The organism is Enterobacter cloacae complex sp. ECNIH7 (assembly GCF_002208095.1).
Lineage (GTDB): Bacteria > Pseudomonadota > Gammaproteobacteria > Enterobacterales > Enterobacteriaceae > Enterobacter > Enterobacter cloacae_M.
Window position 1 is genome coordinate 3,098,392 of sequence record NZ_CP017990.1, and the last position, 20,500, is coordinate 3,118,891.

A 20,500-nucleotide genomic window follows, 5' to 3' on the forward strand; every position below is an offset into this window, starting at 1 on the left:
TGGTTCCTTAAAGTTTGAACTGGATGAGACCGGCCAGAACGCGCAACTGATTCACCAGATTCGGGTGGCAGATAAAGTTCAGACGGTTTGGGTCTTTGCTGTCGATGGTGACATCAAGCGTGTCTTTATAATCTTCGAAATCCTCCACCAGACCTGCCGGGATAAGCTCAGTCAGCGCAATATCCAGTAACTCAGCCCGACAGATTTTTGGCGTCATGACTGGCTGACCGGCATCGAGCAAATCAAGCACGTCATCACCTGCCAGCTTGTGGCGTGGGTAGCGACTGGTGAAACGGTTTTTGATGACATAACGGATACGGCCAAGCGTTGCCGGCGACTGCACATCGAGGTATGAAATGTCCGTATCGCCATAGCGGTTTACGCGGTACATGGTGATTTCGCGCTCAATACAGACGTTATCTCCGGCATCAACAAAGTGCGTGGCGATACCGTCATGCAGCAGCAGGTTACGCTCTGGCATATCCCAGCGGATACCGCGAGTGGGGGGCTTGATGCCTGTCAGGATCAGAGTCTGGAGAGGACGGGCCGGATCTATGGCAAGCTGGTATGCCGCCGTTGCACCGTAGCTGGCGGCCCACATCCATGACGGTTCAGGTGCGATGTTGGTGCCGATACAGGAAATCAGCCAGTCATTGCGGGTATGTCCGAATGTTCCGCTCTGGGCATGTGTTCCGCGATAAGCAGACCACAACAGCGCCTCCATCATCTTGAGCGGCCCCCAGCGTTCCAGCAGTTCGTCACGAATGGTGTTCAGGCTCTGGGCATCGAGGTACGGGAAGATGATATCCGTGTACCAGTCATCTCCCAGCGCCGCGACAACAGACTGAATATCCGGCGTCCCCGTACCACCCGAAAATGCGGTCAGTGTTGCACTGATGCCGGCAGGTGTTTTTTCTCCGGCGTAATAGTTCAGGCGCACATCACTGTCATTTCCCGTGACGCCTTTCCACTTCACGGTCAGCACTACCGTTGCAGCAGCTTCAGCTTTTGCTGTGGCAGTAACCTGAGTGGCAGGCTTTGCGGTAATTGCAGCGATGATATTGCCGGCAATGGTTGCCGCTTCATCACCGATGCTGACCCCGACCTGGACAGATACGCCATTGATCATCAGTGCCAGCGTACCAGCCTGAGTGGCGGTGCCGAGCATCGTGACTGTGGCACTCGCCGCAGCACCCTGGTCAATATCTTCCAGTCCCATCGCATACATCTCGGTGTAGCTGTTGGCCTTGCGGACCATCTTTGCCATTTCACCCAGCATGGAGCCACGGCCATAGAGTTCATCAGCCATGCTGTCGCCAGTAATACGGTTGAGCGTCAACGGTAAAGCAGTCGCGCTGGCGAGCTGCTGACCCACAACCAGAATTTTTCGGGACTGTGCCGGCGCGGCACTCATCGCCATAGAGTTATCGATATCGATCCAGACCAGCGGGACACGAATATCATCAGGAATATTACCGATGGACATCATGCCTCCTTATCGGTTTTAGGTGTGCGGGACTTTGGTGGCTCAGTGATATTCACATCGCCTTCTTTTTCACGGCGCAGCCAGTACGCATTGACCGGCAGCGTCTCGCCATCAGCGGCAAGGTGACTGCCATCAGCCTTACGAACGAGCAGGCCCGCCCGTGATGGCTTAATCATTTTCTTTGTCATCAGTCTGTCCTTCTCTTACGTTTATGATTTGCGGCTCATCGCTTACCGGCTGTCCGTTCACCACAATGGTTGCCCCCAGTCGCAGGAATTCCGGCAACGTGGACAGGTCTATCTCATCATCAAGACGGAATTCCTGTTCCCATGTAACGGCCCACATGGTGATCCCGAGATTGTCCAGGCCACCCGACCAGAGGTTTTCAGCGGCGATGTTCTCAGCCATACGCTCAGCCTTCATGCCCGCAGCCGCTTCACGACAACTGATACGACGGGCAAGGCGTCCGGCAATAACCTCACAGCGGGCATCGCGCGGGTATCCCCAGAAATCAGCCATCATGATGTAGGCCGCCCAGGTCACAAGGCCGGTCATGCCGCGACGGTTCTGGATATTCCTGACCCGTAAGGCCGCAATACGGATACTGCCGCCGCGCCCGGACATATAGCTTTTGACCTGATCCGGGGTGTTAAACTGACCGATGTGACGCTCCACCTTTTCAACCCGGTCAGGTTGCTTTTCACCCTCCAGTTCAGCTTTCAGCCAGTTAACAATATTCTCGGCGGCACTGACCGTACTGCCCAGGGTGACGAACGCCGGACGTTCATTCATTGCAGAACCTCATTCCAGAAATCCCCGATGACGTGCAGCAGTTCCTGACTGTTCCCGGAGGACAGGCCGAGGAACTCACGCTGCGGGATGTTCAACATACGTTTATGCGCCCCCACGGTTTGCCATACCCCGTGTTTAAGCGCCCGACCAAATGCCTGTGAGATGAGTCGCTTATGGGCTGACACAGACACCGAGCCGGAAAACCCCTCGTTGTGCGTCCGGCCATAATCAAGTGGCGTACCCACTCGAACGACAGATCCGCTGACCAAATACTGGATACTGTCGAGCAGATCGCCGTTGCCCTGTAACAGACTCTGGTTGCTGTGTCGGGTTTTCGCGTAGCTGTCAGACCAGTCCTGCCACTTCTCACCGGCAGGGCTGGATTTCTCGCTGGAGATGCGCCGGCGGGTCTGTGACTCCACCACAGCGCCAATACTCTCCAGTAGCTCCTGTTGCAGCGACTGGTCAGCCAGTCGCTCAATCGCACGGCGAATGTCCTGAAACTTCTGGTCTCCTCTGACCTCGACAGTAATTCCCATCACAGCACCCCTTTCAGGTTGTTACGGGTGAACAGACGACGGTTTTCACTGACGATGATCAGCTTTCCGGTGTCGGTCTCAGGGACCGGGGTGTCAGACGGCACACCGAGGTCACGGGTGCCGTTGGCGATTTCACGCAGGGTGCGGAGGGCTTCGTCGTAACGCTTCTGGATTTCATCGGTGATCTGATGGTCCCGTTCAGACAGCCAGTAGAACGCGATGGAAACTGCCGCCCGGCGCAACGGACTCGGCAGGCTCGGAAGGTTCAGCGGCAACTGATAACGCTTTGCCAGAAAGGAATTAATTTCTGCATCAGTGTCATCAATCGCACGCTGGATCTTTTCTTCATCGAGCTGCTGCGTCTCTTTGTTGATTGCCATGTTCCAGACGCGGTCACCATCGGTTGCCAGCAGGTCCTCACGCGTTACGTAGATGCCCATTATTTGCTCTCCACGTCGGCTTCAGTCCCGGCAACGGTCGCCAGTTCGGTCACAATCAGCATCTTTTCCGCTTTCAAACGCAGGGCTGTGTCGGTACTGATCACGCACCCCTGCAGCGGCTTACCACCGGCATCTTCCAGAATCTGTTCATCCGGGTTATCGCTGACAAACACATGCACCGTATCGTGCGGCCAGAATCGGCCAGCCCGGTGAAAACCGTTTTCCGGAATGGCGCGGACCTCCAGCACCACGACATTTTCAGCAATGCGAACAGCCTCTGAATGGTCATGTGTCAGCGTCTCCTGCCAGAGATGTTTTCTCAGGTCGTCACCCGTGTTCTCACCCGGTATGGTGACAAGACTGACTGTGGCCGGGATAACCGTTATTCCATTGTCACCGGATACAGGTTCCGGGTCAGATGCGACATCTGAAGCTGCAACCGCCGGTTGTGATGCCTGACTGTCATCAGTAATAACTGGTGCCACCGGTGCCGGTTTCGTCGGGACAGGCGTATCCTTCGTTGCTTTGTCGTCTTTCTTTTCCGAAGTGGTTCCGGTCTTACCAGCGGCTGACTTATTAACTTTTCCACTCACTTTTTAAACCTCATTCAGGTTGGGTTTAAAGGAGGGTTAACCCCTCCTTAATCCGGCATTACGTGATTTTTTACGTAATGACGTCATGCTTTGACGTAAGGTGAGACCAGCAGATCAACATCCTTGTAATAGATGTTTGAACCGCCACCATCAGCCGTAACCGCTTCAATCAGCGCTTTGGCCGCACCACGGTTATTCTTACCGACGACCAGCAATGTCGGATTCATGCCCAGTGGTTCGCCGTTAGAGTCCGTGATACCCATCATTGCGGAGACAGCGGCTTCATAGTTCGCTTTGTTCAGTGCGGCTTTTGACCCCACACAGGTCTGCCAGAAACCAAAGCCAACGTTGCTGCGGCCATCGGTCCCGTAGGCGAATTCGTTCTGAAGGAAAACACGCTCACTGGTGAGATCATCAAGGGCGATGAAGTTAAACGGACGGCGTTCCTGGTAAATGATGGGCAGCAGCGCATGCGTCGCATCAATCAGAAACCACGGCTCACCCGTATCGGTCGCCGGGTCGCCCACAACGTTCGATTTGGTGGATGTACCAACAGGATGATCGGTATCAAAGAAATACTGACCGTCCCAGCACAGCGTATCGAAGCCTTTGCACAGCAACTCAAACGACAGTTTGTCCGGGAAAATCGTGGTGTCGCGGCCAAGCTGCTCAGCAATCACGGAATACTGACCAATCTGATCGTCCTCGATTTTTTCGCGCTTGACCTTGACCGAGTTTTCCCAGGTCTTGTTGGTAATGACATACCCGGCCTGAGCCAGCTCTTTTAGTTGACGCGCCCCGATCCATTCTTTGATGGTCGGAAAGTCTTCAACCCAGCCATAAGTGTTAGACGCGCCGGAACTGGGGATGACTGTGGCGATGGATCGATACTGCGGATTGACCCGACCAACACCTTTGGTAAAGGCGGCGCTCAGTGCGGTGGTCAGGGCATGCAATACTTCTGCGGATACCTGCATGAGTTATTTCTCCTGCTTACGAACGGAAAGGAATTCTTCTTCGCTGATGCCCATATGGCGACACATCGCGAGGTCTTCGTCAGAAAGCGAGCCGTGACCTTCGGTGCTTTCTTTTTTGGTCGTCGTGGTCTTGCTGACAATGACCGGGGCCGCTTTCACGAATTCAGCAAAATACTTGCGGCCTTCTTCAGAGCGGCAGGTGGCGAGATACATTTCGCGGTTGGCCGGTGCGACTTTCCCCGCCTCGATGGCGCTGTCCACCAGTGCTTCTGATTCTTTGATGGCAATATCATTGAGTTTGCTTTCAGCGCTTTCCGCACGGTTAAGTGCTAACTGGTGAGTCTCAACCGGAATGAACTTCGTCAGGTCGGGATTCTCAGCACGGTTAAGCGCCACCTGCTCGGCGGTCTTAATCTGCTGAATGGCTTTTACTGCGTCGTCTGCTGTGGCAGTGGCCGCGAGGCCAAGCACTGTCACAATCTGGACAGGTACGGTCATCGTGTTTTCCTCGGAGTTGAGTGCGGGTAAATCAAGGTTGGGTTTGTTGGTCAGCGCGGCGCTGGACAGGCGGGTAACCTGACCATCCGCTGTGAACCGAAAGGCCGGACTGTAATAGCGGTACTTCTTGCCGCGCAGCTGCGCCACGCCGTCATCAGTCCATTCAACGTGCGCCTCCACCACGCCATCACTGACGCGATAGCCGTCAATCCAGCCATAAGCCGGGGCTTCATCGCCTTTCGGGCCTTTCAGTTCGGTGGAGTGCTCGATATCAAAGGGGAGCTTTGGATAAGCCATCGAGGCACGAATGATGGCTTCAGGATTGTTGTTCACCCACGAACGCCCATCACGCCCTGTAAAGGTTCCCGCCGGTATCATCGGCAGCCATTCCGGCAATGCATCATCGGTAAGGTCAGGAAGCTGAAAGCAGAGCGCCAGCAGTTCCGTATTGTTCGGGTTCATGGTGTTGTCCGGTCACGTTGTTTACTTCCGGACAGTGTGGGGGGAAACGGGGACTCAGGTGGATTAACCGGCTTCACTGTAAACGCGGCATGAAACCGCGTTTAAAACACGTTTAAAAACGCTGTGGCGCGTTTAACGATTTTTTCACGTGTCATCATGACGTTATAATCGTTAATGCCGCCACGCGCGTTGTGGGATGGTTTTTATCTTTATGGCGAATGACTGTCAAACGCTTCCTGTTTTCTGCGTAGCTGTTCATCCAGCTCGCGACTGCGGGAGATTCCGGGGTTGTACGCCCAGCCGGGATCAATCCCCTCCGGAATGGTCTCTTCTTCGCCAGTGCGTTTGTTAACCCACCTGACCGTGCGGACTTCAGGGGCTTCCGTGTTGATAGTGCCGTTGGCCTTCATCTGCTCATACTCATACCGGCTGATTTGCCGCGTACCGCATTTGCAGCCCCAGCCGTTCGGCCCCATGTGTGTTCGCCAGAACGGATGATCCACCGGCAGGCAGACATCCTTCCAGCGAAGATGCTCTGCACGGTGCTCACGTGAGGGGCCGACGGTGTAGACAAGATAAGGCATTGCCCGTTGGGTCCGTTCAATACGCTGCCATTGTCCCGCCGCGCGGGCTGTCCGCATATTGGTGTCGTAGATAACGCGCATCCGGCGGTCACTGCCGAGCTGAACAGTACGGGTTTCACCGGTCAGTGGGTCATCCATCAGTTGCTGTCCCCACCATCCACGTTTGACGAGCAGAGGTTTAAGAACTTCGCGAAACTGCTCAAAGGTCTGGCCGCTCTCCAGCGCGTCCTCCACGAGCTGACGGACATCCGCCAGCAAATCAAGCTGCGTCATTTTCGCCACAGTAAAGCCGATGCTGTGTTCTTCCATCCAGACATCACGATAATCAAATCCCGGCTTCAGCTTTTTCGCCTTCAGCCAGGTCAGTGCTTCCTGGGGAATAATGTTGTATTTATCGCTGACCGGCTTAGCCATCGTTTACATCTCCCAGCGTTCGGGCTTTAAAACAGAGCATCGCCAGCTGCGTCGCAAACTCATCAGCATCAAGTTCTTTCTGAAGCGCCGGCAGGCCAGCAAGAAAGGATTCAAAACTGTCAGAGTTCTTTGCCAGCTCAAGCACCGGACTGGTGAACGCATCGCCGGTACGCTGCCAGTCTTTCATGGCGTCATCCACCATCATATCAAGGGCGTCAGGCTGGCTGCGGTTAAGTGCAGTCTGCTCACGGTTCATGGCCGGTAGTGGGTTAGCCATTTGCGCCGTTGGTGTCAGAATTTTTGCGCCTTTCTCAGGTTCAGACAGCCCGAATTTGTCACGGATCTCTGACATCTGAACTTCCATACCCCGGTCAATCAGTGGCGACAGTGCATCCACCAGTACCTTAAGGTCTTCCGGTTTGCTGATGCGCAGAACGACGCGGGGGTAATGCTCCTGTGGCCCGTAATTCATATCCACATAGGGACGGACAAGGAATTCAGACAGCGTGTTGGATAACTGCCAGGCATCCCATTTGGCGATGTCCATACGCACACCATTGTGGACTTCCGCCTGAGCACGTGAACTGCCGTCATCGGTGGTCATGGTCTGCCCCAGTACGGCCTTACTAATCTGCGCGTCACACCATTCGGCCATCTCTTTAAAGAGAGTGCCACCGCTGTTACGGCTCGCCGCTTCCTGCATCTCCAGTTTCATCGAATCGGGGATTGCGCAGCCGGCATCTGATGCCAGTGATGCAATCGCATCCAGCAATGTCTGGATTTGTTCCGGGCTGGCATTGTTGCCGTATTTACCCACCACAATCGGGATACCAAATTTTTCAGCAAACGCCCACCAATCCCGGACGGTGTAGGACTTGAGCATATACATAACGGCCACCAGACGCGCCAGACCGTTACGCAAGGGCAGACCAGATTTCAGGCGGGGTTTATGGACGATAAATTTCCCCGGTGACAATGGTTCACCATCAATGGGGTTCCTGTCCGTCAGTAGCCTGAAATCACGCAGAGTTTCCCGGTCAGGTTTCAGGAAGCGCGGATCAACCCATTCATAATCGCGGGGTTTCCAGAGTGTGGTGCTGGTATTCCAGAGGATTTCGCAGACGCCAACCCCTTTACCAAGCCCGTCCAGCAGATCGAACAGCAGTTCAGGAACCTGCGGTTGCGCCATGAGATTACGGATATCATCTGCGATTTCCACATCACGAGGGGAATCGCTCCCGGCTTCCACCGAAGGTTCAATCCCGGAAACCGTCAGCTTGCGGGTACGTAAAACGCTGGCGTAGTGGAGGTCACGCTCCTCCAGTTCTTCCGCCATGATGAAGAAATCACGCGCATGACCATCGGCTGCATTACGTAAGATCCCAGCAAGCCTGCCGGGACTCAGCGTACTGGCAACGCTGATGCCTGCCGAGGGGGAACGTACACTCATTACCGCCGCTGCGGATTGCGTCTGCTTCAGCTCGTCCTTGTTCACGGTGACAACTTCCCCCGTGGCAGGACTGAACAGCCGGCGAACGGCTCCGGTTAGTTGTTTAAACATCAGAGTAATCCCCGCTGATTTTTAAGACCCCGTGTGATGCGGACCTGACGGTGTTCATTACGCTCATCGGGTCGGGAAGGTTTCTTTAACTTGTGGACTTCATAACGCCGGCAGTCCTCGCGACTGGCGAGGAAACCGAGAAAAATAGCGATAGCGGAGTCACCGTGACGCTTGCGGCCATCGGTGCCGGTAGTGCGTGCATCATCAATGCCAGGTACGCCGCGATAAAGCTGAATAGCGCCGAGATCGGTGATCACATCTTCATGCTTTGGCAGTACCAGTTCATTGTCTTCGAATGCCGCACGGAACCGGGGCATGTTTTCCCGGTAATATTTGACGGAAAGCTGCACCTGCTCAACTTCATCACCGTATTTTTCCGCCGCCTGTTCTGCCAGATACTGACCGTTACCCCGTGCATCGAGCTTGATGCCGTCGCGGCGGGGAAGACGATCACAGATATAAAACAGCGCCTGTTCCTGCTGTTTAAATGGCACATTGCTGAGTTCCACCAGGAACGGGACGTTGCGCGTCGTGTCATCGTTGACTGTCACAGGCGCAAACACGGTCAGGTCACCGTTACGCGCAAAGTCCTCCCCCAGACAGTGGCGCAGGTTCTGCGGCAGTTTCTCCAGTTCGGGAAGTACGACCGTCTCCAGCCATTCCTGCATGTCCACACGGCGCAGTCCGTCCGGCATCGCGTTAAAATCAGCCGTACCGGTGAAGCGCAGGACAACGGTCGGACCTCTGGCCGCGCGTTCGCGCAGGGAACGTGCGATATAGACGCCACCGCCGTTCTTCGGCTCGCAGTAGTATTCCTCGCGGGCATCTTCCTCTGTGGCCGTGTCGCTCAGCAGGTTAGTCAGCCATTCCGCTTCGGCCTCCACAGACCAGACTTTTTTTGTGACCTGACAGATGCGCTGATACAGCCCCTCAGCAATGGCCGTTTCAATATCAACGTGATGGACAGAGTAGCGTTTTTTCCCGGCCCGGCTGTCGGTGATGATGGTGTTAAACAGATTATCAATACCGTTGTGGGTGGAGATTAGGCGAACATTATTCCCCCACATTGTCAGCGCCAGTGCTGCCTTGAGTACCGCTGCAAGGTCAGCCTGGAATGCGGCCTCATCAATGATGACGTTACCCTGCATACCACGCAGGTTCGACGGGTTAGACGACAGCGCCTTGATTTTATAGCCACTGGCGAACTGGATGACATAGACCAGGATATCTTTGTCTTCATCCTTCAGCACTTCTTCACCAATGCCGGACGCGGCGCGGTCATAGGCTTTCGCCCACATGGCACAGGCATCAATAAACTCACGGGCCATGTCTTTCGTCGTACCGACGTAGAACGTGTCGCACCCGCCGGCCTCCACCGACATTGAGCCGTTCAAGGCCGCGTCAGCCGCTTCCGCCCATGTCAGACCGGTACGACGCGACTTCTCAGCAATCTTCAGTTGAGAGGAGTCAGCAATCCACCGTTTCTGGTAGGGAAGCAGTAGCTGGCTTTTGTCGAACTCGCCCGACAGGATAGCCGCAGCGGACTGACTGGTGAGTGTTCTGTCCGGCGTCATCGTCGTCATTCTGCAATCCCCAGAATCTGGCGTTTGATATCAGCCGCTGTCTCAGCAGACAGTCCGGCAGAACGGGTGATGGTCTCTGCGGCCGCAGCGGCTTTTTTCGCAAACTCCTGCTGGATCTCTTTCTCGCGTTTGTGGCTTGCCATCGCTGCGGCTTCCAGTCGCTGGGCGACAAGTGCAAGCTGACCCAGCGCTTTTGGCTCAACGCTCTTACCGCTGTCAGCCATGTCCATTGAGGTTTCAAAGGCCAGTGTTTTGACAAACTCCAGCAGTAACTTCCCGACATCTGACGTCGGCGCAGAGCCAAGTTTTGAGGCCCATATTTCAGCCATCTCGCGTGAAGCGCGAATCTTTGACCCCATCGTTTCCATGCGGCTTGCGTAGCGGTTCAGACCGGTACGACTGATTTGCATGTCCTCCGGGAGGTTATATTCGTTGATCAGCTCGTTAATAGCTTCGCGGATTTCTTCCTGGGTATGTCGTTTATCGCGCAGCATCTGATGCAGTTGCTCCCGGACCGCATCCGGGAGCAAATCAATCTTTGAAGGTCGTCCGCGCGTCTGGCGTTCACTTGCCATTCTCCCTCCTCATCCGTTCCAGGAAGTCACGTTCAACGCTGGATTTGTCTTTCAGCAGCAACTTCCAGACGCGTTTGTATTCCGGATTGCTGTTGAGGAATGTGTTCAGATACGAATCAGCGGATTCGGAGTTGTATTTTTTACCCGTCGATTTTTCAAACTGCGGCGCAATGGCTCTGACTTCAATTTCCGCACAGACGAGAATGGCGGCCATTTTCCGGATAATGTCGTGCTGGCTGCTGCTCAGTGGCTTAAGGGCTTTAGTCATGGCTGATGTTCTCCAGTTCAAAAATACGCTCTGTCACATCGTTAATCGCATCCGTAAAACCAAATGCGTTGCTCCACTCCGGGGGCGCACCGGTTACAGCCTCATACATGCTGTCCAGTGCGGCGATGACCTGATCGCGCTCTCCGATAAGCTGGGTTTCAGAGCGGTCCAGCCGGGCAATGCCTTCCAGTGCTTTTTCATTTGCACTGATAAGGGATTCAATGATCACAGCGACCTGAAAAAGCGCATTTGCTGACATGCCTATTTCACCGGACTCCCGAAGTCCTGCCAGACCTGACAGGCGGCGCAACTGTTCCGCCTGCTGGCGGCAAGTCATTAACATTTGAAGTATTCTGGCCCGTTCCATCGTCACTCCCGCGCACGTGGTTTTTTGACGCCGGGGACCGTCGCCAGCCCGAAGGCCACATCTTCACCGCGTCCTGTTATGCCGGCGACGTAACACCCGGAGACATCTGACAGGGTGACGAGTCCCTGTTCACGTAGCCACGCAAGGAGGGTACGGACGGTGTCACGGGAAACCCGGTGGCCGTAAGTCTGAAGGCAGGTCTGTAGAATGGACTCGTTTGCACTGTCTCCGCACTCCACCAGTGAGCGCAGAATGACCAGACGCTGGTCGCTGTTGAGGATTTCTTGCATGCTCATAGCCTCTTAATTTTTTTCCTTCAGTTCGTTTTCCAGCAACAGATCGCTGATACGTGTGGCCTGCCGGAGCATTCCGGAGAACTCCCGTATTTCGCCGCGCAGGTTGCTCATATCCAGTTGCAACTGGTGGAGTTCCTGTCGCGACGGCATTCCGTCGATGGCCTTTTCAAGTGCACTCATCCGGCTGTTAACTTTCTCCATCTCTTCCCGGCGGGCATAGGTTTTCACCAGCAGCAGGTGGATAATATTGATACCGGACATCAGTCCGGCCCAGATGACAGCCCAGTTACTTCTTACGGTTTCCCATTCCATTTATGCCGTCTCCCTGATTGTCTGGCAGTCAATGCAGGTCACGGCATCCGGCATGGCCGCCAGTCGTTTCGGGTCAATTTCGTCACCACAGTCGTTGCAGTGACCTGGAGTATCAGGAGATTCTTTAACCCTGTTTAACAGGGCATTTAATGCCCGTTCACGGTCTGCCATCTCAAGGCCGCTGGCCTTGTCCAGTTCATCCGTCATTTACCCGCCGCCATCGTTTTGTGTTTGCTGGATTTGCTGTACCGGGCGAACCCGTCAAGGGTACGAAAACCGAGATACCCGAGCGCCGGTGTCGCCAGCATGAGTGCGATATCCCAGTCCGGTGATGGCATGGAGAAGGCATGACCAAAAGCACCGGATACCGCGCCAGCCTGCTGACCCACTGACATCAGCATCACATACGCAATGCTGCTGTAGAGCGACAGCCTCGCCATCAGCGGTCTGGTCTGACGGACATATTCATCCGTGGCGTTGTCCCCGTTACGGATGGTTTCCTGCTGTTCATGGTGAGCAGCCTGACGGTCAGCCAGTACGGCTTTGTCCCGCTCGAGCTGGAATTGCTCAATCTGGACTTTCAGTGACTGGAGCTGGACGAACTGTTCCGGCGGCAGCGCCGCCAGTTTCTGCTCAAGCACTCGCTGCTGGTCCTGCGGGTTAATGACGCTGTTGACGTTCTCAACGATCCCCGCCACAGAATCTGCCGTTCTGGCCGTGTCGCCACCGAACCAGCCGCCCACGGTACGCAGCAAAGACGGCCCGGCCTTCATCAGAACGGAGGCAATGGTGGTGAGAGTTACTGGATCCATACAAGCAGCCCCTTACGTGAAACCCACTGACAGAACAGAAATCCAGTGGCTGCGCCGAGTGGTTCCAGGAAAAGCAGGTACAGCGGGCTGGCATAAAGTGGACTCAGGCAGATAAGAACGAACCCAACGCCCCAGACAACCCATGACCAGAAACAGGCATGCCGGCTGATATGCATTTCAGGTTTAAGAAGCCTGTACGGCAGATTGCCAAGAAAGATGCTGAACCCGACCAGGACCACACCAGAGAGCGCCAGCCACCAGACCATAAATGCCTGGCGGCCTGTGAAACTACAGATGAACAGCGACAGGCCGACGAGAATGACAATGCTCCATCCGGAGCGCAAAACCTGTACCAGCGCCAGCTTTAACCAGTCGCAGCTAAACGATTTAAACATTATGTTTTTCCTTGTATCGCTGGCATTGCCAGACGATGTCTCTGATATCGACGGATGACCAGCCGCGCATGTAGTAACTGGCGTGTGTACCGTCATGACCTGCATAACTTGTCGGAACAGGGACGGGGCCGCCTGCCATTCGGTGAAGCACTTCCTGCCGCAGCCGGTCACGTCGTCCCTGTTTCAGCGAAGCGTCCCATCCCTTGCCCATATCAGCTCCGGGCTACCGAATAGCGGACACCGGAAATCTCACGACAGGCGTCAGCGAGGTTGTCCAGGCGGTTAAACCAGCCGTTGAGGAATTTGCCCTGTGAAGGGTTTGATTTGATGATGTCGGCGTAATAGCGGGAACGACGCAGAAGCAGCCGGTTCAGCAGCCAGTCAGGGTCAGCACGCTCAACGGCTGCGCGGGTGTTTTTACCGGCGATACCGTCAACGCTTTTGCCGGTGAAACCGGCAGCTTCCTGAAGCAACTGGACAGCCTTTTTGACGCCATGCTGGACGGCCGAGTCAAAGACAAACAGGGCGATATCATCCGGCCAAAACTGGCAATACGCGGGATACCAGTAGTCACGGAAGTAAATCTGTCCGGCCTGTTCAACCGTTAAATCACGAATACGGGTATCAGGCTTGCCATCGCCATTAACGTCGGTCATGCCATCGGCAACACCGTCGCGTTTATCTGATATACCGAAGTTGGTTTCACCGCCACGGTCAGTGGGGTCATTGACATATCCGCGTTCTGCGCTGAGCACGAAAGCAAGAGCATTGCGAAATGCGGGAGAATCGGGGGTGTTGCTCATAAAACGGCACCTTTGGAAGTGGGTTAGATTTCCCTTCCATCATGTGCCGGACGAAAAAAAAGCCGGATTAACCGGCTTCATTGTATTGGTATGACTTAATAGAATAAATAATCTTTATAGGTATAGATAAACAATCCTGATACCAATAAAAAGAGAATAATAAAACTTATACTTTTATCGGTCGTTGCAGGATATTCCTTCGCTGTAGCCAACAAAGATTTTCTTGTAATCAAATACCAAAAAAAAGGGAATATAAACATGCTCAAAGCAGCCCAAACAACGGGATGGAACCCTTTCCGACGTCCCTTCTCGATGCCCTCACCAACCACATAGCTACCGATATGGTTGTTAGCCGCATCGAAGAACACCCAAAATACACATACGACAAAAATTATATCGATGATAACCCCTGCATCCATTTCATCACTCCATATTCAATGAAAGTTGTCTCTTACCTTGCTCTAATTTTCGCATTCTCCGGATTGCTTTATACACCGTTTTATAGGTAACACGGTAACGCTCAACCAACTCTGTGATGTTTCTGCCATTGAAATCTCGCCAGATTTTCATATCACGAATCAATGACTCAAGAGTCTGGCCGCGTGGGAAATAAATCTGCATACCGCCAATCTGACAGCTAATCGCGTAAACCAGCTCCAGAGAGATACGTGGGTCAACGCCATGCTTTGTCAGTTCGCCACGCAGCAGCGTATTCAGTTCTGTCAGCAGTGCAGGGAAACGCACAGTTTCCGCCGAACTGTCATCGTCCAGGTGCTCCAGAATGCTGTCATCCTGGATATCACCAAACAGGTCATTCTGCTTTTCGCTCATGTGCGCACCTTTCTTACTTTACTGGAATACAGGCTGTTGATGGCGTCATAACCCCGATTATCCTGAAATGCCAGGTCTCGCGGACTCAGCGCCTCTGTCATTTCTCTCAGATGCCATTGCTTGAGGCTTTCCAGCACCATCAGAAGATTATCGCCACGGCACCATGCCAGGCTGGCGATACCTTTACCTTTGTTGGTTCTGACAGTCATCTTCGCGACGAACGTATCCAGTGCGGTATCGCTGCCATCACGGATAAACCCATCAAGATGCATCTGTCGCCAGATGCTGCGGACCTTTGCGGTAATATCTGTCTCACGATGACGGCGAGCCGGAGAACGGGGTCGGGTGCGTCTAAACCCCTTGTCCTCCAGAGTCTTCAGCACATCCTCCAGTTGGCCGACTCTCAGGTCACGACAGCTTTGCTTTCCCGTCACTCGCATCAGTACAGAACGGTAGGTGTCATCGTCCAGCTGTAGATTGCGGCGGGCAACATGGATTAACTTAATCAGGGATGCGCGGCTCATCGTGATTTCCCTCCGACTGACGGTCAATGCGCTCAATTTCTGCAATCAAAAGCGCACATGCTTTCACTAAATTTCGACGATAGTCTGATGGTTTGAAACTGTCATCATGCCAGTCAGCAGGCCAGTATTCTTCAGCCGCCAAAGGCTCTATGTAACTAATAGCCGCTGCGGCCAGCTCACCTTCAATATATGTGTCGTCCTGCTGTGTAGTGTATCCCTTAACCGATGTCTGCCGCTGGCGCTCGGCCAGAACATCAGTTGTTGCTGGTGACAGTGAAAGCGATGGCGGTGCGGCCCCAATAGCTTTGCCCAGATCGTTGTTTTTCTTTTCCAGACATTCGATACGGTCTGCCTGCTGATTGATGTGATCATCCTGAGCGGTGTTAATGCGTTCCTGTTCTGCTATGCGTTTTTGGGCCTTGACCAGTTCATCCGCCAGTGTCCATTCTGATTTTGACAGGACGTCTATTTCACCCAGCAACGATTCCACGACTTCAGGAGTAAAACTGCGCTGAGTCTCATTGATAGTTTTAAGACGATTAATACTGGTATCGGGGCCAAATGGCGGCATTGCTTTACGTTTGCAGATATCGTCACGTATCTGCTGGATATTGATAATCGTATGCCTGGTCATTCGCTTAAACTCCATCTTTAGTTGCCTGCGGGTGCACGAAGCCCCGGCAGGCATGCCGTATTAAAATTCTGAGAATCAAAGAAAGTTAATTAATCAGTTACAGTTTGTTCAAATGGGATTATTTCAAAATCCTCGACATCTGATTTAATGGATATTCCTGCAATTCCCTTAACTTCATTTGGTGATGCCAGAATTGCCTCTTTATTAATTTCCTCTTTATTGCGAAGAAATTTTCCCAGGCTGAATTTCTTGAGTAACGCAATAACATCTTCAACTTTGCGAATGGTGACGCTGGGTGGTCGTTTACGCCAGCGGACCTCACCCGTTGTCAGGTTAGCAGTCTTGGTCTTGCCGTCTTTCGTCAGCTCTGCACGGTTGGCTTCACACCATGTCTGAACGCCAGCCTGCAAACGACCAAGCTCTTTTTTAAGCGCTTCAATGCCGGGCGCAACATCATTTGTCAGGGCCGCTATTTTGTCATTCAGTTCAGTTTCACGACGCAGAATGACACGGGTAATATCGCCAATCTTGCGGATGTCGCTGATTACGTCATCGCGGCATTGAGGAACGGCGACAGCAGCGGCTGATTTTGCACGGGGCTTTTTGGGTGCTTTCATATAAACCTCAGTGTTTAATAATTTTACGGTTATCCAGATCAACTTTCTGTTTTGCAAATTCAGTGACCTGCTGGATAGCCATTGGAAAAATAGCTGACAGTCCTTCCGCAACCAGATACGAAAATGAACCATCATCATTGGCGTTGTTAAGGTGAAAACTGATAGCGAGTTTTCCTGAGTTCTCACTGGTTTTAACCATTTCCCCGTCCTTAATTACCGCATCATCTTCGAGGATAATGGTGATTACCTGTTTAGCCATTTCATACCTCCGTTAACTGCCTCTATAAATAATGTTAAATACCTGACTACGGGACATTTCCATTTTTTCGGCGATAACCGAGATGGTCAGTCCCTCCCTGTAAAGCTCACGACACAAATATGCGTCGTCTTCATTTCCCGCTCTGATGCGCAGTGAAAGACCCTGCCGAATGGCGCAATTCTGCACTGACTGTTTAGAGCGCCCCAGTTGCAGCGCCAGACCGCTTACACTTACCTTTCCCGCGTTCTGTTCCAGAATAAGGAGTTCTTCGCGTGACCATGCTCTCCCCGTACTCCAGCACATACTTACCTCCAGATAATCCTGCATCCTTCCAGACTGGCTACCCAGACGGAGCGGGTGCCGCCGTTGTGTGTTTCCGATATACGGGATGCACTACGCACCAGCTCTGATGGCGGGCAGGCAATCTCCAGCAACGGACGACGCATGAAAACCCGAACGTCAGTGACACGGCTACCACGGGAGCGAAGCCAGTCCTGCGCCGCTTCAGCCATGCTGATGTGTTCTGCAATACGTTCAGTAATCATGGCGTTATTCCTCGTTCAGATTACTGTGACCCAGTTCCAGCATCGCGGACTGGATGTGTGACGTGCCGATGGTCTCACCCTTGCCCTGTGCGTAAATCCCCGCCAGCGGGAGGATGTGAGACAGAGAACGGAGAGCACCGGGACGACGGGCGATCATCTTCAACAGTTTCCGTTCCTCCTGTCCACTGACCTGCCAGGCATCGCAAAAACTGTCCACATCACCGGCTGAGACGGTATTGATGACGTATTTTTTAGATACGCGGGAAAACAGACGGGCGAAATCCACACTGCGTTGTCCTCCTGTCAGGCGGTCGTAGACTTTATGGTTTCCGACCAGCGCCAGACCAACGCCGCATTCCTCCTGGAGAATTCGCAATTCTTCAACAGCATCCAGACTCAGCCAGTCAGCTTCATCCACGACAATCAGACCACGCGTATCCGGCAGGCGCTGGCGTAACAGACGGGACAATGCGCCACGACGGTATGGTGCATCAGCAATCCCCATCTTCAGCGCCAGTTCGTACAGCGTTTCCAGTTCGTTGCTGCGGGACTTACTGGCGGTGATATGCCAGACGTTGTTGCCTGTCGCTGCATACTGTCTGATGGCTTTTGTTTTACCGACGCCCGGATTGCCGTAAACCAGCACAATCGTTCCGGCCAGTTGCGCCCACGTCAGGGTGGCGAGAATTTTTTGTGAGGTCGGTGTTTCAACGAAATCCGGAGCCACTGGCAGCGAGGTTTTCGCGGCGGTGTGGCTTTCCAGCCAGGTATTCAGGCTGGCGGCAACCGTATCGTTATCGCCCTTATATTTCCCGTTCAGAAACTGAGAAACCGTAGCCGTTGAGGTGCCGGTTTCACGTGCCAGAGCTGCGCCTGAAATCGCCTTGCTGTCAATTAATTCACGAATGGCACTACGCACAACATCATGGTTAATTTGCGTCATGATTATTAATCCTGTATTTTTCAAATGGCCTGTACTTAATCAGGTGTTAAAACTGATTCACTTAGTTCAAAGCGGCGCTCGCAACGTCGCTTTTTTATTTCTGCGACTGTTTCGCTTTATTAACGAATGTCTGAAAAATCACATCATTCTCGGTTTGCGTGTCCTGTATTTCCTCCACACGTCTGACGGTATTACCCATATTGAATACACGCTCAACAACATGACGTTCCGGCAACTCCGCATGCTCTGTCTTCGGTAGCAGGTCGTTAACTTCTATCGCTGTCATACGGTTCAGCGCCTTCGCTGCTTTTTTGGTGCTGCGCATCATTTCACGGCGGGCGCGGTTGTGTTCACGACCAGCTTCGGTATCACCAAACGCCACTGCGGCGCGGCATTCCGCCATACAGAGGAAGCGGCCATCAAGGTCGTAACAGGCCACTTCACTGTGAAGGTTACGCGGGTCAAAACGGACTGTAATTTTGCGGGAGCGGTGGCTGACAAGCTGCTCACTCCAGTAAGTGTTCTTGCGGCCAAACAGGGAGCCGCCGCTTTCCATCGTGAATTCTCCGGTGGGTTTCACGCGAACCGACTCTGCCGGCAGCATGAACTGGCGGATTTGTTCTTCAGTTAAACGGGTGATCACAGCCTGGCTGTAGCTTTGTTCAAAAGCCTGATCGAAGGACAGTTCACCCCGGCACATTTCCGTTTTACGCTGGGTTTTCCTGTTAAACATGGCGACACCTTCACTGATAATTTCCATAAAGGTCTCAACATCAACAGCGCGGCTGCCGTAGTTCTCTGGTTTGGAACTGACATTTTCACCGGCAAATGCGCCAGCCAGTGCCGGGTGTTTATCAATGTATTCACCCAGACCACCCACACCAAAGGCACGTTCTACGGGTTTAGCCTGGCCCCAGCCTTTACCACCAATAACACCGGTCCAGTGCAGCTTGATACCCAGCAGCGGGATAATCCCCATCGGATCATCCTCACGGACTTTGAACCGGTAGCGGTTAGGAACGCCACCAGACAGCCATTTGTTCGCCGCAGCACGGGTGTTGTCTATCGTGATGTGTTGGGGTTTCCCGTAGGTTTTCAGCGTATCCATGAGTGACAGGCGGATACTGTCGCTGTTTTCTGATACATCAGCCCGCCAGCCGACAATTTTGCGGCTGTGGACGTCCTGCCAGAACCATGTTTTGGGACGGATGATTTCACCGTTAAACCAGCGGACAAACACGTTGTGCTGATAACCGTCACCGTTAATCCATTCCATCGCATGCAATTGCGCGACGGTGCGCTGTTGAGATGGGTGCATCTGCGCCAGCGCGTTTTCACCTTCACGGGTGGCAACGACAATGCGCGGATCAACTTCACGTTCCAGCTTACGACGCAGGGTACGTTCAGCCGGTATGGTCCAGCCATGTGTTTCTGCGGCGATTTCCAGCCGTTCATAGCATTTGGAGAAAAACGGTGCTTCGTTGCGCAGATAATCGCCCAGGAAGAATTGCCATGCATCATCAGAGATTTCAGCCGAACGTCCTGTCACGCGTTTTTCGCGGACGCGGCGATCGAGCAGTACCGGTCCCCAGAGGTCAGGGCTGAAGTCCTTCACTTTGTAGTACAGATTGCGCAGCGTCCCTTCACTAATTTGTAATTGCTTTGCGGCCAGAGTAATCGCCTTGCGATTACCAACACCTGATGCCATCAGCTCAGCCACCAGCGCAGCAGCTTTCGTGCGACGCTCTGCATGCAGTCGCTGTTCGCCAGTCGCTTTCTCCCAGGCTGACCAGAGACGCTGACGATCAAGATCATCAGCAGCCACACGTTCCGGCTCTCTCGGCAGAGTAATGAGGCCGGATGAGGTTTCAATCAGCCCACGGCCAGCCAGCAATTCAGCACGAACTTCTGGTGGCAATACTGATATGTGGTATTCAAATGCTTTGGTGCCGGCACGTTTGCGGCGTAGCTCACTGCGACCGCAAACCAGATCCTCAAGTTTTTTCCGCGCATTAGATTCAGCCTGTGGGAAACCACAGACGCCAACACATTCTTTCACTGATACCCAAAACTCCATCATGCAACCTCTTTAACAGTCAGATTCTGATAACGCGAAGGCCATATCTCTGATGGCTCCATGTTGAGAAAGTCAGCGATAATTTTCTCCCCTTTGGGCCAGTGGTGACGGAATACGTTACGTAATGTTGATTCCGCTAACCCATGACAACGGGATAACTGACTGGTTGTCATTCCGCGTTTTCTAATCGCTGCTTTGATGTCTTCCGGGTGCCAGTCTTGGCTTTTGGTCATCATTCTGCGATCCTTAAATATTTACTCGTTGCGGTGAACTAAACTGTTCACCTTTACGTGTAAAAATATAACACACAAAA

Annotated in this window: 31 protein-coding genes; all 31 read right to left on the bottom strand. The window is 53.3% G+C overall.

Annotated features, from left to right (window positions below):
• Positions 1–7: 7 nt before the first annotated feature.
• The 31 genes from WM95_RS15270 to WM95_RS15425 all read right to left on the bottom strand — a co-directional run bounded on the left by WM95_RS15270 (position 8) and on the right by WM95_RS15425 (position 20,423).
• A complete protein-coding gene (locus tag WM95_RS15270; RefSeq protein WP_088544837.1) occupies positions 8–1,486 on the bottom strand; it encodes a phage tail sheath subtilisin-like domain-containing protein in 1,479 nt (492 codons plus the stop codon).
• Positions 1,486–1,674, bottom strand: coding sequence for a DUF2635 domain-containing protein (locus tag WM95_RS15275; RefSeq protein ID WP_016239599.1), 189 nt, complete (start codon positions 1,672–1,674; stop codon positions 1,486–1,488). The genes WM95_RS15270 and WM95_RS15275 overlap by 1 nt, the downstream gene beginning before the upstream one ends.
• Entirely contained in the window at positions 1,655–2,278 is a 624-nt protein-coding gene (locus tag WM95_RS15280; RefSeq protein WP_016239600.1) for a hypothetical protein, read from the bottom strand. Before WM95_RS15280 ends, WM95_RS15275 begins: the two co-directional genes overlap by 20 nt.
• A complete protein-coding gene (locus tag WM95_RS15285; RefSeq protein WP_057063569.1) occupies positions 2,275–2,817 on the bottom strand; it encodes a phage virion morphogenesis protein in 543 nt (180 codons plus the stop codon). The genes WM95_RS15280 and WM95_RS15285 overlap by 4 nt, the downstream gene beginning before the upstream one ends.
• The gene (locus tag WM95_RS15290; protein WP_016239602.1) at positions 2,817–3,257 is read right to left on the bottom strand and encodes a gp436 family protein; all 441 of its coding nucleotides are present in this window, start codon (positions 3,255–3,257) and stop codon (positions 2,817–2,819) included. The genes WM95_RS15285 and WM95_RS15290 overlap by 1 nt, the downstream gene beginning before the upstream one ends.
• On the bottom strand, positions 3,257–3,850 hold the full coding sequence (locus tag WM95_RS15295) for a hypothetical protein (RefSeq protein ID WP_088544838.1): 594 nt from the start codon (positions 3,848–3,850) through the stop codon (positions 3,257–3,259). The genes WM95_RS15290 and WM95_RS15295 overlap by 1 nt, the downstream gene beginning before the upstream one ends.
• Before the next feature lie 83 nt (positions 3,851–3,933).
• On the bottom strand, positions 3,934–4,827 hold the full coding sequence (locus WM95_RS15300) for a Mu-like prophage major head subunit gpT family protein (protein WP_016239604.1): 894 nt from the start codon (positions 4,825–4,827) through the stop codon (positions 3,934–3,936).
• 3 nt (positions 4,828–4,830) lie between these two features.
• On the bottom strand, positions 4,831–5,787 hold the full coding sequence (locus WM95_RS15305; protein WP_088544839.1) for a phage protease: 957 nt from the start codon (positions 5,785–5,787) through the stop codon (positions 4,831–4,833).
• Between the two features lie 209 nt (positions 5,788–5,996).
• Positions 5,997–6,785 carry a phage head morphogenesis protein gene (locus WM95_RS15310; protein ID WP_088544840.1) on the bottom strand — a complete coding sequence of 263 codons (789 nt, stop codon included), beginning with the start codon at positions 6,783–6,785 and terminating at the stop codon, positions 5,997–5,999.
• Complete coding sequence (locus WM95_RS15315) at positions 6,778–8,346, bottom strand: DUF935 domain-containing protein (protein WP_088544841.1); 1,569 nt, start codon at positions 8,344–8,346, stop codon at positions 6,778–6,780. The genes WM95_RS15310 and WM95_RS15315 overlap by 8 nt, the downstream gene beginning before the upstream one ends.
• Positions 8,346–9,929, bottom strand: a complete 1,584-nt coding sequence (locus tag WM95_RS15320) for a terminase large subunit domain-containing protein (RefSeq protein ID WP_088544842.1) — start codon at positions 9,927–9,929, stop codon at positions 8,346–8,348. Before WM95_RS15320 ends, WM95_RS15315 begins: the two co-directional genes overlap by 1 nt.
• Positions 9,926–10,504: a DUF3486 family protein gene (locus tag WM95_RS15325; RefSeq protein ID WP_023277375.1), complete on the bottom strand. Its 579-nt coding sequence runs from the start codon at positions 10,502–10,504 to the stop codon at positions 9,926–9,928. The genes WM95_RS15320 and WM95_RS15325 overlap by 4 nt, the downstream gene beginning before the upstream one ends.
• On the bottom strand, positions 10,494–10,772 hold the full coding sequence (locus WM95_RS15330) for a hypothetical protein (RefSeq protein ID WP_088544843.1): 279 nt from the start codon (positions 10,770–10,772) through the stop codon (positions 10,494–10,496). The genes WM95_RS15325 and WM95_RS15330 overlap by 11 nt, the downstream gene beginning before the upstream one ends.
• Positions 10,765–11,139 carry a hypothetical protein gene (locus tag WM95_RS15335; protein WP_088544844.1) on the bottom strand — a complete coding sequence of 125 codons (375 nt, stop codon included), beginning with the start codon at positions 11,137–11,139 and terminating at the stop codon, positions 10,765–10,767. Before WM95_RS15335 ends, WM95_RS15330 begins: the two co-directional genes overlap by 8 nt.
• Before the next feature lie 2 nt (positions 11,140–11,141).
• Positions 11,142–11,429 (bottom strand): VpaChn25_0724 family phage protein, encoded by a 288-nt coding sequence (locus WM95_RS15340; RefSeq protein WP_016239612.1) that lies wholly within the window; start codon positions 11,427–11,429, stop codon positions 11,142–11,144.
• A gap of 12 nt (positions 11,430–11,441) precedes the next feature.
• On the bottom strand, positions 11,442–11,747 hold the full coding sequence (locus WM95_RS15345) for a DUF2730 family protein (RefSeq protein ID WP_016239613.1): 306 nt from the start codon (positions 11,745–11,747) through the stop codon (positions 11,442–11,444).
• Positions 11,748–11,954 (bottom strand): TraR/DksA C4-type zinc finger protein, encoded by a 207-nt coding sequence (locus tag WM95_RS15350; protein WP_061549877.1) that lies wholly within the window; start codon positions 11,952–11,954, stop codon positions 11,748–11,750.
• Complete coding sequence (locus WM95_RS15355) at positions 11,951–12,559, bottom strand: hypothetical protein (protein ID WP_023277379.1); 609 nt, start codon at positions 12,557–12,559, stop codon at positions 11,951–11,953. The genes WM95_RS15350 and WM95_RS15355 overlap by 4 nt, the downstream gene beginning before the upstream one ends.
• The gene (locus WM95_RS15360) at positions 12,547–12,954 is read right to left on the bottom strand and encodes a hypothetical protein (RefSeq protein ID WP_061549878.1); all 408 of its coding nucleotides are present in this window, start codon (positions 12,952–12,954) and stop codon (positions 12,547–12,549) included. Before WM95_RS15360 ends, WM95_RS15355 begins: the two co-directional genes overlap by 13 nt.
• Positions 12,947–13,165 carry a hypothetical protein gene (locus WM95_RS15365; protein ID WP_023277381.1) on the bottom strand — a complete coding sequence of 73 codons (219 nt, stop codon included), beginning with the start codon at positions 13,163–13,165 and terminating at the stop codon, positions 12,947–12,949. The genes WM95_RS15360 and WM95_RS15365 overlap by 8 nt, the downstream gene beginning before the upstream one ends.
• Before the next feature lies 1 nt (position 13,166).
• On the bottom strand, positions 13,167–13,757 hold the full coding sequence (locus WM95_RS15370; RefSeq protein ID WP_057063581.1) for a glycoside hydrolase family 108 protein: 591 nt from the start codon (positions 13,755–13,757) through the stop codon (positions 13,167–13,169).
• A gap of 95 nt (positions 13,758–13,852) precedes the next feature.
• Positions 13,853–14,176, bottom strand: coding sequence for a hypothetical protein (locus WM95_RS15375; protein WP_071445100.1), 324 nt, complete (start codon positions 14,174–14,176; stop codon positions 13,853–13,855).
• A 4-nt stretch (positions 14,177–14,180) separates the two neighbouring features.
• Positions 14,181–14,588 carry a Mor transcription activator family protein gene (locus tag WM95_RS15380; RefSeq protein ID WP_071445098.1) on the bottom strand — a complete coding sequence of 136 codons (408 nt, stop codon included), beginning with the start codon at positions 14,586–14,588 and terminating at the stop codon, positions 14,181–14,183.
• Positions 14,585–15,112, bottom strand: coding sequence for a gp16 family protein (locus WM95_RS15385; RefSeq protein ID WP_088544845.1), 528 nt, complete (start codon positions 15,110–15,112; stop codon positions 14,585–14,587). The genes WM95_RS15380 and WM95_RS15385 overlap by 4 nt, the downstream gene beginning before the upstream one ends.
• Entirely contained in the window at positions 15,090–15,746 is a 657-nt protein-coding gene (locus tag WM95_RS15390; protein WP_088545045.1) for a hypothetical protein, read from the bottom strand. Before WM95_RS15390 ends, WM95_RS15385 begins: the two co-directional genes overlap by 23 nt.
• Positions 15,747–15,835: 89 nt before the next feature.
• Entirely contained in the window at positions 15,836–16,363 is a 528-nt protein-coding gene (locus WM95_RS15395; protein ID WP_023277387.1) for a host-nuclease inhibitor Gam family protein, read from the bottom strand.
• Between the two features lie 7 nt (positions 16,364–16,370).
• Positions 16,371–16,622: a hypothetical protein gene (locus WM95_RS15400; protein WP_061068288.1), complete on the bottom strand. Its 252-nt coding sequence runs from the start codon at positions 16,620–16,622 to the stop codon at positions 16,371–16,373.
• A gap of 305 nt (positions 16,623–16,927) precedes the next feature.
• Positions 16,928–17,167 (bottom strand): hypothetical protein, encoded by a 240-nt coding sequence (locus WM95_RS15410; protein ID WP_057063588.1) that lies wholly within the window; start codon positions 17,165–17,167, stop codon positions 16,928–16,930.
• 4 nt (positions 17,168–17,171) lie between these two features.
• Complete coding sequence (locus tag WM95_RS15415) at positions 17,172–18,110, bottom strand: AAA family ATPase (protein WP_071445087.1); 939 nt, start codon at positions 18,108–18,110, stop codon at positions 17,172–17,174.
• A 94-nt stretch (positions 18,111–18,204) separates the two neighbouring features.
• The gene (locus tag WM95_RS15420) at positions 18,205–20,190 is read right to left on the bottom strand and encodes a transposase domain-containing protein (RefSeq protein WP_227009981.1); all 1,986 of its coding nucleotides are present in this window, start codon (positions 20,188–20,190) and stop codon (positions 18,205–18,207) included.
• Positions 20,187–20,423: a helix-turn-helix domain-containing protein gene (locus tag WM95_RS15425; RefSeq protein WP_023277393.1), complete on the bottom strand. Its 237-nt coding sequence runs from the start codon at positions 20,421–20,423 to the stop codon at positions 20,187–20,189. Before WM95_RS15425 ends, WM95_RS15420 begins: the two co-directional genes overlap by 4 nt.
• Positions 20,424–20,500: the final 77 nt, after the last annotated feature.

Coding starts and splice junctions, on each gene's coding strand:
- WM95_RS15290 (WP_016239602.1), bottom strand. CDS start 3,257: ATGGGCATCTACGTAACGCGTGAGGACCTGCTGGCAACCGATGGTGAC.
- WM95_RS15335 (WP_088544844.1), bottom strand. CDS start 11,139: ATGGAACGGGCCAGAATACTTCAAATGTTAATGACTTGCCGCCAGCAG.
- WM95_RS15325 (WP_023277375.1), bottom strand. CDS start 10,504: ATGGCAAGTGAACGCCAGACGCGCGGACGACCTTCAAAGATTGATTTG.
- WM95_RS15380 (WP_071445098.1), bottom strand. CDS start 14,588: ATGAGCGAAAAGCAGAATGACCTGTTTGGTGATATCCAGGATGACAGC.
- WM95_RS15310 (WP_088544840.1), bottom strand. CDS start 6,785: ATGGCTAAGCCGGTCAGCGATAAATACAACATTATTCCCCAGGAAGCA.
- WM95_RS15395 (WP_023277387.1), bottom strand. CDS start 16,363: ATGAAAGCACCCAAAAAGCCCCGTGCAAAATCAGCCGCTGCTGTCGCC.
- WM95_RS15375 (WP_071445100.1), bottom strand. CDS start 14,176: ATGGATGCAGGGGTTATCATCGATATAATTTTTGTCGTATGTGTATTT.
- WM95_RS15425 (WP_023277393.1), bottom strand. CDS start 20,423: ATGATGACCAAAAGCCAAGACTGGCACCCGGAAGACATCAAAGCAGCG.
- WM95_RS15370 (WP_057063581.1), bottom strand. CDS start 13,757: ATGAGCAACACCCCCGATTCTCCCGCATTTCGCAATGCTCTTGCTTTC.
- WM95_RS15275 (WP_016239599.1), bottom strand. CDS start 1,674: ATGACAAAGAAAATGATTAAGCCATCACGGGCGGGCCTGCTCGTTCGT.
- WM95_RS15400 (WP_061068288.1), bottom strand. CDS start 16,622: ATGGCTAAACAGGTAATCACCATTATCCTCGAAGATGATGCGGTAATT.
- WM95_RS15365 (WP_023277381.1), bottom strand. CDS start 13,165: ATGGGCAAGGGATGGGACGCTTCGCTGAAACAGGGACGACGTGACCGG.
- WM95_RS15300 (WP_016239604.1), bottom strand. CDS start 4,827: ATGCAGGTATCCGCAGAAGTATTGCATGCCCTGACCACCGCACTGAGC.
- WM95_RS15420 (WP_227009981.1), bottom strand. CDS start 20,190: ATGATGGAGTTTTGGGTATCAGTGAAAGAATGTGTTGGCGTCTGTGGT.
- WM95_RS15385 (WP_088544845.1), bottom strand. CDS start 15,112: ATGAGCCGCGCATCCCTGATTAAGTTAATCCATGTTGCCCGCCGCAAT.
- WM95_RS15340 (WP_016239612.1), bottom strand. CDS start 11,429: ATGCAAGAAATCCTCAACAGCGACCAGCGTCTGGTCATTCTGCGCTCA.
- WM95_RS15305 (WP_088544839.1), bottom strand. CDS start 5,787: ATGAACCCGAACAATACGGAACTGCTGGCGCTCTGCTTTCAGCTTCCT.
- WM95_RS15270 (WP_088544837.1), bottom strand. CDS start 1,486: ATGTCCATCGGTAATATTCCTGATGATATTCGTGTCCCGCTGGTCTGG.
- WM95_RS15280 (WP_016239600.1), bottom strand. CDS start 2,278: ATGAATGAACGTCCGGCGTTCGTCACCCTGGGCAGTACGGTCAGTGCC.
- WM95_RS15360 (WP_061549878.1), bottom strand. CDS start 12,954: ATGTTTAAATCGTTTAGCTGCGACTGGTTAAAGCTGGCGCTGGTACAG.
- WM95_RS15315 (WP_088544841.1), bottom strand. CDS start 8,346: ATGTTTAAACAACTAACCGGAGCCGTTCGCCGGCTGTTCAGTCCTGCC.
- WM95_RS15355 (WP_023277379.1), bottom strand. CDS start 12,559: ATGGATCCAGTAACTCTCACCACCATTGCCTCCGTTCTGATGAAGGCC.
- WM95_RS15415 (WP_071445087.1), bottom strand. CDS start 18,110: ATGACGCAAATTAACCATGATGTTGTGCGTAGTGCCATTCGTGAATTA.
- WM95_RS15350 (WP_061549877.1), bottom strand. CDS start 11,954: ATGACGGATGAACTGGACAAGGCCAGCGGCCTTGAGATGGCAGACCGT.
- WM95_RS15320 (WP_088544842.1), bottom strand. CDS start 9,929: ATGACGACGATGACGCCGGACAGAACACTCACCAGTCAGTCCGCTGCG.
- WM95_RS15410 (WP_057063588.1), bottom strand. CDS start 17,167: ATGATTACTGAACGTATTGCAGAACACATCAGCATGGCTGAAGCGGCG.
- WM95_RS15285 (WP_057063569.1), bottom strand. CDS start 2,817: ATGGGAATTACTGTCGAGGTCAGAGGAGACCAGAAGTTTCAGGACATT.
- WM95_RS15345 (WP_016239613.1), bottom strand. CDS start 11,747: ATGGAATGGGAAACCGTAAGAAGTAACTGGGCTGTCATCTGGGCCGGA.
- WM95_RS15390 (WP_088545045.1), bottom strand. CDS start 15,746: ATGACCAGGCATACGATTATCAATATCCAGCAGATACGTGACGATATC.
- WM95_RS15330 (WP_088544843.1), bottom strand. CDS start 10,772: ATGACTAAAGCCCTTAAGCCACTGAGCAGCAGCCAGCACGACATTATC.